At 32.9% G+C, this 13,021-nt stretch carries 9 protein-coding genes; 6 read left to right on the forward strand and 3 right to left on the reverse strand.

The genetic code is table 11. The features are described from left to right. The first annotated feature begins 9 nt into the window (after nt 1-9). The 4 genes from C7P63_RS06325 (at nt 10) to C7P63_RS06340 (ending at nt 7,296) form a co-directional block, all read left to right on the forward strand. Nucleotides 10-5,097, forward strand: a complete 5,088-nt coding sequence (locus C7P63_RS06325; protein WP_125943318.1) for a hypothetical protein — start codon at nt 10-12, stop codon at nt 5,095-5,097. Between the two features lie 111 nt (nt 5,098-5,208). Next, on the forward strand, nt 5,209-5,772 hold the full coding sequence (gene efp, locus C7P63_RS06330) for an elongation factor P (protein ID WP_125943319.1): 564 nt from the start codon (nt 5,209-5,211) through the stop codon (nt 5,770-5,772). 134 nt (nt 5,773-5,906) lie between these two features. After that, on the forward strand, nt 5,907-6,551 hold the full coding sequence (locus C7P63_RS06335; protein ID WP_165863789.1) for an NAD(P)H-binding protein: 645 nt from the start codon (nt 5,907-5,909) through the stop codon (nt 6,549-6,551). Nucleotides 6,552-6,657: 106 nt separating this feature from the next. Next, nucleotides 6,658-7,296, forward strand: a complete 639-nt coding sequence (locus tag C7P63_RS06340; RefSeq protein ID WP_069027572.1) for an SDR family oxidoreductase — start codon at nt 6,658-6,660, stop codon at nt 7,294-7,296. 60 nt (nt 7,297-7,356) lie between these two features. On the opposite strand, the gene pcp is transcribed toward C7P63_RS06340, so the two are convergent. From pcp to C7P63_RS06355, 3 genes are all read right to left on the reverse strand, one after another. Then, nucleotides 7,357-8,004 carry a pyroglutamyl-peptidase I gene (gene pcp, locus C7P63_RS06345; protein WP_125943321.1) on the reverse strand — a complete coding sequence of 216 codons (648 nt, stop codon included), beginning with the start codon at nt 8,002-8,004 and terminating at the stop codon, nt 7,357-7,359. Nucleotides 8,005-8,107: 103 nt separating this feature from the next. Continuing rightward, nucleotides 8,108-9,280, reverse strand: coding sequence for an iron-containing alcohol dehydrogenase (locus C7P63_RS06350; RefSeq protein WP_125943322.1), 1,173 nt, complete (start codon nt 9,278-9,280; stop codon nt 8,108-8,110). A gap of 67 nt (nt 9,281-9,347) precedes the next feature. Continuing rightward, a complete protein-coding gene (locus tag C7P63_RS06355) occupies nt 9,348-10,112 on the reverse strand; it encodes a DeoR/GlpR family DNA-binding transcription regulator (RefSeq protein ID WP_125943323.1) in 765 nt (254 codons plus the stop codon). Between the two features lie 321 nt (nt 10,113-10,433). On the opposite strand from C7P63_RS06355, the gene C7P63_RS06360 reads away from it, so the two are divergent. Further along, the gene (locus C7P63_RS06360; protein ID WP_125943324.1) at nt 10,434-11,807 is read left to right on the forward strand and encodes a Na+/H+ antiporter NhaC family protein; all 1,374 of its coding nucleotides are present in this window, start codon (nt 10,434-10,436) and stop codon (nt 11,805-11,807) included. A gap of 1 nt (nt 11,808) precedes the next feature. After that, nucleotides 11,809-13,011, forward strand: a complete 1,203-nt coding sequence (gene mtnK / locus C7P63_RS06365; protein ID WP_125943325.1) for an S-methyl-5-thioribose kinase — start codon at nt 11,809-11,811, stop codon at nt 13,009-13,011. Nucleotides 13,012-13,021 lie beyond the last annotated feature (10 nt).

A 13,021-nucleotide genomic window follows, 5' to 3' on the forward strand; every position in this document is an offset into this window, starting at 1 on the left:
GGATAAAGCATGAAAAAGAACAGATTTCGTCAGTTAATAATCAGTTGGTTTGTTTTTTTTCAGCTGATTTTTCCGTTATACCAAGGGCAACAAGCCTTGGCTAAAAATTTTTCGCCAAAAGAGATGACTAAATTAACAGAAGATCATTCAAAAAATGAAGATATATTAAGTTATCTCCAGCCCTTAGATCAATTAAATTGGGAGCAAGAGCAAGAGCAAGAGCAAGAGCAAGAGCAAGAGCAAGAGCAAGAGCAGGAGCAGGAGCAAAGGCTAGAGGAAAAAAATAGTGTGGAAGAATCTCAAACGGAAACAGAAGATGTACAAGTAGAGGAACAAGAAGTAGATATACCAAATTATTCTAAAGAGGAGCGAATGGGACTTCCTACCATTTATGCTGTTATTGAGGAAGAAGGGGTGGCCCTTAGACGAGTTGAAGAAGAAGCTGATTTACTGACGCTAGAACAAAGCTATCTTAAACCATTAGACATTAGAATCCAACTGGATAATTTACAAGTAGGGGAAGAGGCAAGTTGGGTTATATTGGATTTACCTATAGGGATGATGCTGACTACTTCTTTAGAGATGTTACAAAAAAATTATCAATTTATAGAAGAGATTGATGCTACAGAATTTAATCAGGAAACTTTAGATACTCATCAACCTAATAGTGGTCGATTAGCTATTAAAATTAACAATGAATGGGGATCGGTTGGTTTTAATCTAGCTATTCAGCCTGATAGTATGATTTGGGATACAACAGATGATGAACCTTTGACTAGTCATCATCCAGCTATTAAAATAACTCTTCAACAACAGGAGATAACAGATATTGTTCAACTGGATCAGGTGTATATCAAAGAAAAAGTGACCAATCGAGGAGTAGTACTTTACCGAGATGAAGAGCTAAGTTCAACTACTTTGGATTCACCTGTTTTGGGAGATAACCAGTACTGTATTCAGTTAAGAACTCCTATTGGTACTAATAAACAGTTATATAGTTACTCTGCTTATAAAGCTGAAGTCTATGTTCCTTATGTAGTGTTAGACTCTAACCAGTATTTATCAGCAGAGTTAGATGAGCAAAGATTAAATGACTGGTGTGAAAGAAATCCGCATGTTACTTATGAAATCAATCAACAAGAAGATGGTAGAATTCGGCTAATTTTTACTTTTAAACAGCAAGTTTATCATATGAGAAAAGCTATTATGCTATTTTTTAAATTAAATGAAACAGATTTTGGTAAGTATTTGGAAAAAGAAAATGCACTAAAGTATACAAGTGTTCCTATGTTTTACCGAAAAAATTATTATCAAACAGACTTTAGGCAGTACACTTATGGAATGAATCCCAATCTAATAACTGAACCTGATATGGTAAGTAAAACAATTTCAGCTATTCGACCTATTTTAAATTTAGGTAGAGCTAATGGAAGTGATATTGGCTATATCTACAATGAAACAGCATTTTCTCAACTAGGTTTTTTTGGATTGAAAAACACAGGACCAGGTGATACAAAGGCTAAGTTAACGTTTGAGTTTAATGCTAATGAAGCACTTAGTGAAGCAAGTATAGGGGTTACTACCGTAAGGATGTTCGCTGAAATTTCTCAACAAAACTATCAAGTGACTTGTTCAATGTTTGACCGACGAACAGGAGAAGAATTAGAGGAAACCACCCTAAATGTTACGCAAGAAGATTTAAGTACAGGAAGTCGCTTTAATCCTTATAGAGCTTTGTTGACTCGCAGTTTTGTGTTAGAAAAGTTAGGGATTGATGCTAGCCAGTGGGAATATTATTTTTTCAAACAGGTTAGTTATCAGTTAACGATGCCAGGTTCTTATGAAGGTGGAAACCCAGCTTCTTCTAAAGCAACTGGTGGGAATTTTTATGGACAAGCTCTTATTCCTTTTGCAGAAAGTCAGCAGGCAATGAAGACTGTTTTCACCTTATCAGAATATGAGGGAGAAATAACGGGAGATTTTAAAGAAGTAGTGACAGAAGATGATCAAGTAGCGTATCAAAAAAATATAACTAGTGAGATTATTTCTAATGAAGAATTAACTAGTAGCTATTATCTGAATAACCTTATAATTAGTCAAGATCAGGATGAAGGAACAAAAAAAGTAGAAGATGGGGACACAATTAACAGTGATACACGCTTAAATATTTCTGCCGAATCTATGATGAGTAGCTACCCTTACAGTCATATTAACTACTTAGAACATCCCATTTTTCTAATTAGAGTGCCAAAAGGGATGGAACTGATACTTAATTCTGTTCAAGTTAGACGAGGCGGGCGGGGGATTCCTTTTACCATTGATTATCAAGAAAAGCGAGTTTTAAAGGATGGCAGTTATTTATATAAAGTTCAAGTAGACAATAATACGGGATTTGGCTATTATAAAGAAAATTTAACTGCAGTTCAAAGTAATATTAGCATTCAGTATAAATTAGATATTAAAGAATATTCTCCTAATCAAATTGTTAAATTTGATGAACTTTTATTTATCACCCATGAGTATATTAAAGGTTATTATCGGTCAGAACGAGATAGAAGTTATATCATTGATCAATGGGGAGTAGCAGATTTTATGGAGGATTATGGTTACTCATTAGGTTATGATAACAATCAATACTATTTACCAAGCAATAGTTCTACTGCTAGTTTTCAAGTGGCAGGAAAATCCAGATTGCTCCAAACTAAGTTAGAGCGTAAATTAACTAATGAATCTGCTAGTAAATGGAGTGACTTAGAGGAACCTTTAGTGATAACAGATTTAGAAGAAGGACAGATTGATTACCGAGTCACAGTTGAAAATCCCTATGTAAGTGGTCAAGTGGAACAAACAGGCTTTTATTATTATTTGCCAGTTCCTAAAAAAGACATGAACAATAACTGGATGGATGATCCGTTAAGTTTTAGTTTATCTTTAACCGGTGCAGTGAAATTGTCCGGTTTAAATGGAGAGGATTTTGAATGTTTTTATACAACAAAAACCTCAGATTTTGATAATCAGCAAGCCAATGCGGAGGAAAAAGATGGCTATTATTCTAAAGAAAGATTTCAGGAATTATCTTTTAATTGGAAAGATGTGACCATGGTTAAAGTCTTGCTTAAACCAGAACATCGAATTAAAGGAACTATGACGTTGTATTTGACCAGTCAGTTAATGTTGGATTTTAGTAGTCAAGAGGAGATGCACAGATTTGCTGGAGAGAAAATTAATTGGACAGCCTATGGAAGTCAACGATATTTAGATGATGAACTGATTAATCAAATTTCTCAAAAAACAAATCCAGTGGGACTGCGTATTAAATATGTGGACAGTAGGGAATTTGATTTAACTGCTTATAAAGGGGATACATTACCTGAAGGATTTGAAGGAAGTAAAATTTATACTTTAACAGATTTACCGATTTTTGTGGGCAGTCATGATTTAAAAATAAGTGAAGTGAAAACTAATAATGTTATTCTTGTTGCAGAAGATTTCTTTGATGAAGAAACCTCTGCCTTAGTTTCTAATTCAGCCTTTTATGTTGGGGTTTCAGGAAGGACTACCTCAGAAGAATCATTAAGTCAGTTGAAAGAGGGAGAGGAGACACTGATAGATAGTGTTTCTGGAGATGAATCACCTAGACTACGATTCCGTGTCCATAATGGTGATTATTTAACCAATAGTTTAACAGAGCGGTATTTAACCATGAAAGTAAAAGCTCAAGATGATATAGAATTAAAGATAAAAATTAATATTAGACGAATTGTGACAGTGGTCGGTCATGATGTTGGTTTAGAATCAGGCAAACATTTCACACCGTTTTTACCTAAATCAAAGGTAGCCATTACACAAAATAGTGCCGTAAGTGGTCAAGCTATGTTGAGTTATGCATGGGATGATTTTTCTGTACCAACACTAATATGTGATCCACCATTACCTAAAGGAGCTTCAGTTACTGTTAAATTAGTTGAGACGGAAGATGATACACCTGTCACTTCTCCTGTATATGGATATTACACAGTTCCTCTTTTCAATGAACATCCTATTAAAGAAATACCTCTATCTCTGTTAAAAAATATTCAAACAGGTGCTCCTTTATTAGATCCTTTGTGGACAGGAGATAAAGTAGTTGATAGAGGATTTATGATTGTGGTAGATTTTCAAAAAGTACCAGAAAGTGCTTATCTACCAGTTGGAACAATGATTAAAATGTCTTTAATCGCTAAAAGTAAACACCCATCTATAGAGGATATTTATTTGCTTATGGGAAATATTCAAATGGCAGAAAAAAGAGTTTTTTCTATGGAACAAGGTATTGATATGGGACAACAGTATAGCCAAACAGAGCCTATTCCTTTGCAGTTTACCGCTAAAGCAGATCATGTTTTAGGACGAGATGGGTGTGATAATTTTAATTTTGAGAAAAAAATGCATGCTCAGGTTCAATTATGTCGCGATGATCAGCCAGTCAAGCTACCTGAAGGGGCAGTGTTAGTTAGCAAAGAGGATCAAGTTTATCCAGTGTCTTACAGACAAGATTCATTTATTATTCCTAACATGATTGATATTAATGCCAATTTTGAGGTAGAAAGAGGCTATTTTGATGGTAAGCTAGTGACTCAATACGATCCATTGCCGGAAGGTGAGTATACTTGGAAGGTTACTCTTTATAACTATCATGACAGTAATCACCCTTTAGCTGGAGATTGTGTAGATGTATGGAAGAGTAAAAAATTTCAGTTCGTCAGTGAGCCAGATAACTATGGACTGAGAGTTTATAGTAAATCCAATGATGAGAGGATTATTTATACAAATGCTAAGCAGCAGACATTACCTCTTTCTTTAGACTTTAAACATATTTCTAAGATTCAGATGAGTTTATATCAAGTTGGAGATATGGAAGAGGAATGGAATCACATGATTGAAACATCTAATCAGTTAACATTTGATGATAGTGCCACTCATAAAGACATTGAATTAGTAATTCAAGATAATCTATCATCTAAACAAAAAGGAGAGTATGAAATCATTTTTCAAGTAACACCACAAAAAGGTGAAGATTTTCAAGTTTATTATCACTTTTTAATTGACGATCAGTAGTTAGCAGTAGTTAGCCAGCCTTTGAAACAATCGGTTTGTAATCTTTCCTAGAATAATGTGAAAGTGTTTGTTACAATGATAACAGAACACATTAGAAAAGAGGAAATAAGAATGATAGCAGCAATTGATTTAAAAGCTGGCATGACTTTCGAGCAAGGAAACAAATTAATTAAAGTGTTGGAAGCAAACCATCACAAACCAGGTAAAGGAAATACTGTCATGCGTATGAAACTAAAAGATGTACGCTCTGGAGCTGTAACAGATACAACTATGCGTCCAGATGAAAAAGTAAAAAAAGCACATATTGATACAAAAGATGTTCAATATTTATATAGTCAAGATGACATTGCTTTCTTTATGGATTTAGAAACATTCGAACAATATGAAATTCCAACTTCTATCATTGAAGATGAATTAAAATATATGTTAGAAAACATGGAAATTAAAATTCAATTTTACGGAACAGAAGTAATTGGAGTGACTTTACCAGGAACAGTTGTCTTAAAAGTAGTTGAAACACAACCTTCTATTAAAGGTGCGACTGTTACAGGTTCAGGTAAACCTGCTACAATGGAAACTGGTTTAGTGGTTAACGTTCCAGACTTTATTAAACAAGATGAATATTTAGAAGTTAATACACAAGAAGGTACTTATGTAAAACGTGCTAGCAAATAAAAATTAGGGAAAGCTGATAAGCTTTTCCTTTTTTTTGTCTATTTTTAACAAGTAGAAGATGATATTTTTGTGTTAATTAAACGTGTTTGATATGCTTAGGTTACTAACAAAAAATAAGAAAGAAGTTGACTAGATTGAAATTATTTATTTTTGGTGCAAATGGACAAGTAGGCCAACATTTGGTTAAAGAGTTAGCTAAAAACGATGACAATATTATCACAGTATTTTTAAGATTGAACAGTCAAGCAGGTAAGTTAAAACAATTAGGAGCAAGTAACAGTATCATTGGAGACTTGACTGATAAAGAGGCGATTAACCAAGTGCCAGATGATACAGATGTTGTAATTTTTGTGGCAGGCAGTCAAGGAAAAGATGTCATTAATGTCGATCAAAAAGCAGCTATGTCTGTTGCAGATGTGGTGAAGGATAAACAGATTTCTCACTATATCTTGTTAAGTTCATATGGAGCAGACTCTCACTCTACTACTGAACATTCACTAAAAGAGTATTTAATAGCTAAAGGAAAAGCAGATGATTATGTCAAAAAATTAGGAATTCCTTTTACTATTTTAAAACCAGGTGTGTTAGATAATCATTCAGGAACAGGTCTTATTTCTGTAAAAAAAGAAAATTTAGAGGTTAGTAATCGGTCTATACCTAGAGAAGATGTGGCTAAAGTGATTGCTTATATTGCTGAAAACCAGTTATTGATTGGCGAAAGTCTAGAATTAATTAGTGGAAATCAATCGATTGAACAAGGATTGAAGTCATTAAGATAAAGGCCTATTAATTAAGAAATCAATTATTTGTAAAAAAATATCGTTAGTTGTAATATGAAAATACAAACATATAAGATATGTAAAATTAGTAAGGAAGCGAATAATGATGAAAAGAGTACTAGTATTAGGTGCTAACGGTCAAATTGCTCGTTTAGCAAGAGCGGAGTTACTAGAGCAAGAAGTTGAGCAAGTTTTATTTTTAAGAAAGGCTAGCCGAATTCATGTTCAAAATACGGATAAAGAAATAGTGTTTGAAGGAGATGCTTCTAAAGTTAGTGATTTAGAAAAAGCAATGGATTCTGTCGATATAGTCTATGCTAATTTGGCAGGTTCTAATATTGTGGCTCAAGCTAAAGCAGTAGTCACTGCTATGAACAATAAAGGAATTAACCGGTTAATTTGGATTTCTACTCTAGGGATTTATGATGAAGTTCCTGGTAAATATGGTCAATGGAATCATCAAATGCTTGATGGTGGCTATCTTGAAACTTACAGTGAAGCAGCTCAAGTTATTGAACAGTCTAATTTAGATTATACAATTATTAGACCTGCTTGGTTATCTAATAAAGATGAAGTGGATTATGAATTAACTAAAAAAGGTGAAGACTTCAAAGGAACAGAAGTATCAAGAAAAAGTATTGGTTATCTAGTCGCAACCCTTGTGGCTAAACCTGATCAATATATAAGAGAGTCTTTAGGTGTTAACAAACCTAATACTGACGGAGATAAACCTGCTTGGTATTAATTTAATCACAACAAATTACAATTCCCTAGCTACTTTATATGAGAAGCTAGGGAATTTTTTTTAATGGAGAGTACCACCTTCCATGGCTAGATCTGATTGGTTGTGAAACAAAATCATTTGCTCAATCCCAGAAGAAATTCCCTTAATAATGTGTTCTAAAGACATAGAGGGCATAGTAGGTTTAGTTACTACTTGCTCCGGAATGAAAGGTACATGGATGAATCCTGCTTTAACAGGCAATTGTTGTTTGTCAATAAAATAGTGGGTTTGATACATGATATGGTTGCAGACAAATGTGCCGGCACTGTTAGATATGCTTGCAGGAATTCCCGCGGATTTAATTCCTTTAACAACTGCTTTAATAGGTAATTGTGAAAAATAAGCAGGTTGTCCATTGTTTTGAATCGGTTGATCAATAGGCTGTTGTCCCCAGTTATCTGGAATAGAAGCGTCATCGATGTTAATAGCAACTCGCTCAATCGTTATTTGACTACGACCACCAGCTTGACCAATGTGTAGGACAATATCAGGTTGATAAAGTTGAATGGCTTTTTGAACTTCTTTGGCAGATTCTAAAAAAACAGTTGGAATTTCTAATTTGATAATAGTTGCACCTAATATAGTATCAGGTAGTTGTTTGACAGCTTCTAAAGCAGGGTTAATGGTTTCTTTATTAAAGGGATCAAAGCCTGTGACTAAAATATTCATGATATCCTCCAATTAATGATTTTCTTTCTATCATATCAAATATCAGAAAAATAAACCTAAATTAAAGATATGATTGTCTTTAATTTAGGTTTATTTGGTGATTTTAACGTGCTAATTGAAAAATAGCTATGATGTCTGAAGATGTTAAAGGCATTAAATGCCCTACGGTTTGACTATCGTCATTAGTTGCTCTATTAGCCATTTGTTCAAAATGAGTTTCGTCGATATTTAATTCAGTTAGAGATGTTTTCATTCCCATTTTCTTAAAAAACTCTCGCGTTTTTTGGATACCTAGGGTTATAATTTCTTCTTTAGTTTCATAGGCAAAGGGATTAATATCAAAAATTTGAACAGCATATTGTACAAAAATATCTGGATAAAATTGGCTAACATACTCCATCCAAGCTGGGAAAATAATAGCCATCCCTTCTCCATGTACAATTCCATATTGACCACTTAACTCATGTTCTATTCTATGTGAACCCCAATCCGGTTCTCTTCCTAACTCTAAACTATTATTATGAGCCATAGAAGAAGTCCACATAACCTCTGCTCGCAAATGATAATTATCTAAATCATCTATAAGCTTAGAACCACTAACTAAGAGAGAGTTTATCGCTCCTTCTAATAGATAATTGGTTAAAGTGACATGCGAAACTTTTGTAAAATAACGTTCCAATAGGTGAGTAAGAATATCAGAAATGCCAACACCTGTATAGTATTTAGGTAGTTTCGTTGTGTAGGCAGGATTTAAAATTGAAAATTTTGGGATGATTAGTTCTGATTCTACTCCGAGTTTATGGGGACCATTTGAGATAATAGTGGCATTAGACATCTCTGATCCAGAAGAAGCGACAGTAGAAATAACCCCAACGGGTAAACTTCGAGTAACTGCTACTTTGCCAGTAAAGAAATCCCAAACATCTCCTTCGTATAATGCACCGAAGGAAACAGCTTTAGCAGTGTCAATAACACTACCTCCTCCAACAGCTAAAAGAAAGTCTATTTCATGTTCTTTTACAAAAGAAACTAGTTCCCGTACTAAAGCAACATCAGGGTTCGGTACAATATTTCCATTTTTGAAAAATTTAATATGTTGCTCACTTAATTGTTTTGAAATAGTTTTTTCAATCCCTAATTTGGTTAAATAATCTCCACTATAAAGTAGTAACACTTTTTTAGTATGTGTATGAGATGAAATTAATTCACCAACTTTTTCTTCTTCTCCTTGCCCAAATAGTATATTTGCTGGATTATAATAATTAAAATTTTTCATGATAAACTCCTTTATTGTTTGGTTTGTTGGAACCGCTATTCAATAAGTGAGTTGATATTTATAATTATTAATAAATTAATTGGATATTTTTTTCAGTTAAAAAAGTGGACCAGTTAGCATTATCTGGTTTTTTATCTGTAATAATTGTATGGATTAAAGAAAAATCAGTAATTAGGTGAATTGTTCTAAAATCAAATTTTGTATGATCTACGACTAAGAAATTTTGTTGAGATTGTTTAAGAAATTGCCTACGTACGAGAGATTCAGCTTCATTATTGTCTGTTGGACCAATATTTAATGAAAGGCCTGAACTACTAATAAAAGATTTATCAATTAAGTATCGAGCAATGTCTGATTGAGAATTCATACCAACAAAAGAGTGAGAAACAGAGCGAAAATTACCACCAATTCCTATTAAGTTGATAGAATGATGATTTTTTAATACGTTAAAAATATCAATAGAATTCGAAATAACTGTAATTTTTAATTCAGTTTTTTTCAATTCCGTGGCAATAGATAAACAAGTAGTGGAACTATCTAAAGCAATGGCGTCTCCATCTTCAATAAACTTTAAACAATGTTTGGCCATCAAGCTTTTTTCTTCTTGGTACATGGTCTCTCTAAGAAGAACAGGTACTTCTTTATCAAGAGTATTAGGCTTGAAAGCACCGCCACGAACACGTTTTAATTTTTTTTGTTGCTCTAAAGTATCTAAATCTTTTCGAACAGTTTCCTCTGTGACATTCAGCAATTGACTCAAATCTGTTACTTTGACACTACCTGTTTCATCTAATAACTCTAAAATAGTTTGTAGACGATCATATTTAATCAAAATATCACCTACTTTCAATATTTATAATTCATTTTAAAGTGTAACATAAAAAATAAAAAAGTAAATAATAATAAAGATTTCCAAATAAAATAAAAAGAATATCACAGAATATAAAAGAAAAAAAGTTTGTTTAAATCGTTTATTTTTTTGTTTTTCTTTATTTTTCTTTTAAAAGTCTTGATTTTTTTGGAAAATACGATTATGATGGTTTTGTTGGAAGCGCGTTCAATATGATTTAGGGGAAAGGATGAGTAAAAAATAAATATAGGCATTATTATTTTTTAAAAGTATATATGACAAAGTAGAGAAAGAGGAAACGAGATGAAGGAAATAAATAAGAATACTTCAGAAAAAAAAGGACACTTTATAGGAATGGTCCCACTGTTAATTTTTTTAGTTTTATACATGTTAACAGGTTTAACGTCAGGTAGTTTTGAAAATATGCCACTTATGGTTGGTATTTTAATTGCTTCAGGAATTGCGTTAATGATGAACAACAAAGATAATCCTACTACTTTTGAAGAGCGGGTGACTATCTTTTGTAAAGGTGGGGGCGATCATACACTGATGTTAATGGTTATTATCTTTATTTTAGCAGGGGCTTTTTATGGAGTAGCTAATGGTATGAAGGCAGTTGACTCTATGACAAATTTAGGTCTCAGTATTTTGCCTTCTAATTTAATTTTACCAGGTTTATTCATCATTGGTTGTATTTTGAGCTTCTCCATGGGAACTTCTATGGGAACAGTTGCTGCATTAGCACCGATTGCTATTGATATTGCCAATAAAACTGGAACTAATTTACCGCTTGTTTGTGGTATTGTAGTTGGAGGAGCAATGTTTGGAGATAACTTATCATTTATTTCTGATACAACCATTGCAGCAACACGAACACAAGAAGTAGCAATGAAAGATAAGTTTAAAGCAAATATTTTAATGGTTTTACCAGCCTTGGTGATAAATTTAGTAGCGCTAGCTATGCAACCTATCGATAATGTTTCCTTAACTGGAGTTCATAACTATAATTTAGTAAATATAATTCCTTATTTATTAGTAATTGTGTTGTCTTTGATAGGTGTTCAGGTTCTAAATGTGATGATAGCTGGTATTTTTGCTGGAATGATTATAGGATTAATTCATGGTGATTTTGATCTAATTGGTTTTATGTCCATTGCTCATGAAGGTATGAAGAGTATGGAAGATATGGCTATTATTGCTATTTTAGTAGGTGGCTTAGTCGCATTAATGAATTATTTAGGTGGAATAGATTGGTTATTGCAAAAGTTAACAAAAAGTACCAAAAGTGCAAGAGGTGGAGAGCTATCAATTGCAGCTTTAGTAAGTTTGATGGATATCGCAACTACCAATAACACAATTTCTATTATTGCTGCTGGACCTTTAGCTCGTGATATATCAGATAAATTTGGAATTTCACGTTCTAGAACAGCTAGTTTGCTTGATATTTTCTCAGCCGCATTTAATGGTTTATTACCTTATGCGGGACAATTATTAGTAATGGGAGGTATGGCAGGCGTTTCTCCAGTAAGCATCATGCCGTATAATTGGTATTCCATTTTAATGATTATTATAGGTTTAATCTCTATTGCTATTGGTTTCCCTAAAGGAAAAATTTCTGATCATAAAAAATTAACAAATATAGTGAAACAAACTGATATTATAGAAGGAGATTTATAACATGAAAAAATTCGACCAACATTTTTTAATGAGCCATGAAGATATAAAGGAGTATGTGACTGATTATTTAAAGTTGTTCTCTAGTCAAGAATCTTTAGAGGTTTATGAAATTGGAGATGGGAACATTAATTATGTGTTTAAAGTAATAGACACCACTACACAAAAGAGTGTGGTAGTGAAACAAGCAGATGTTTTATTACGGTCTTCAGGTCGTCCTTTAGATATTTCTCGTAACAAAATTGAAGCAGATATTTTAAATATTCAGTATCAGTTAGTACCAGAATTCATTCCTGAAATTTTCTATTATGATGAAAAAATGGCAGCTTTAACTATGGAAGATATTTCTGATTTTAAAAATTTACGTTACGAATTGATGGCAGGAAAAATATTTCCACATTTTGCAGAAGAAATAAGTACTTTTTTAGTGGAAACATTGTTATCTACAACTGATTTATGCTGGGAGCGACATGAGAAAAAACAATTAGTCAAAAATTTTACTAATATTGATATGTGTGATATTAGTGAGGACTTAGTTTTTACTGAACCTTACAATAACTATAAAAATCAAAATGTTATTTTAGAAGAAAATCAAAACTTTGTTGAGGAGCATATTTATCGTAATGAAGCCCTTATTTCACAGGTTGCTGATCTGCGAAATAATTATATGAATAATGCTCAGGCTCTTGTTCACGGAGATTTGCACTCTGGTTCTATTTTTGTTAATCAGGAAGGAATGAAAGTTATTGATCCTGAATTTGCATTTTATGGACCAATGGGTTATGACATAGGAAATGTGATAGGTAACCTGTTCTTCCCTTTAGCTAAAGCAATGTTTTATCAGGAAGAAGACTCATTTGTTGAATGGTTGACAGAAACTATTAGTAATATTTATGATCAAGTGACTGTTAAGCTTAAAAAAGGGTTAGAAGAAAAAGTAAGCTGTTCTTTATATCAAAGTGAGGAGTTTCAAACTCGCTATGTCAAAGAAGTTATGGCAGACACGTTAGGTTACGCTGGAACAGAAATAATTAGACGAGTGATTGGGGATTCTAAAGTCAAAGAAGTTTCTGAAGCCCCTTTAGGAGAAGCTCGTGTTAAAATGGAAAGAGCCTTGTTAAAATTAGGAATAGAATGTATTTTAAATCGATATGATATAACAGATGGCAAAGAATTAATTAGTCGGTTTACTTTGATTTGTGGATAGTGGAGGAAAT

This window comes from Vagococcus humatus, from assembly GCF_003950325.1.
GTDB lineage: Bacteria > Bacillota > Bacilli > Lactobacillales > Vagococcaceae > Vagococcus_C > Vagococcus_C humatus.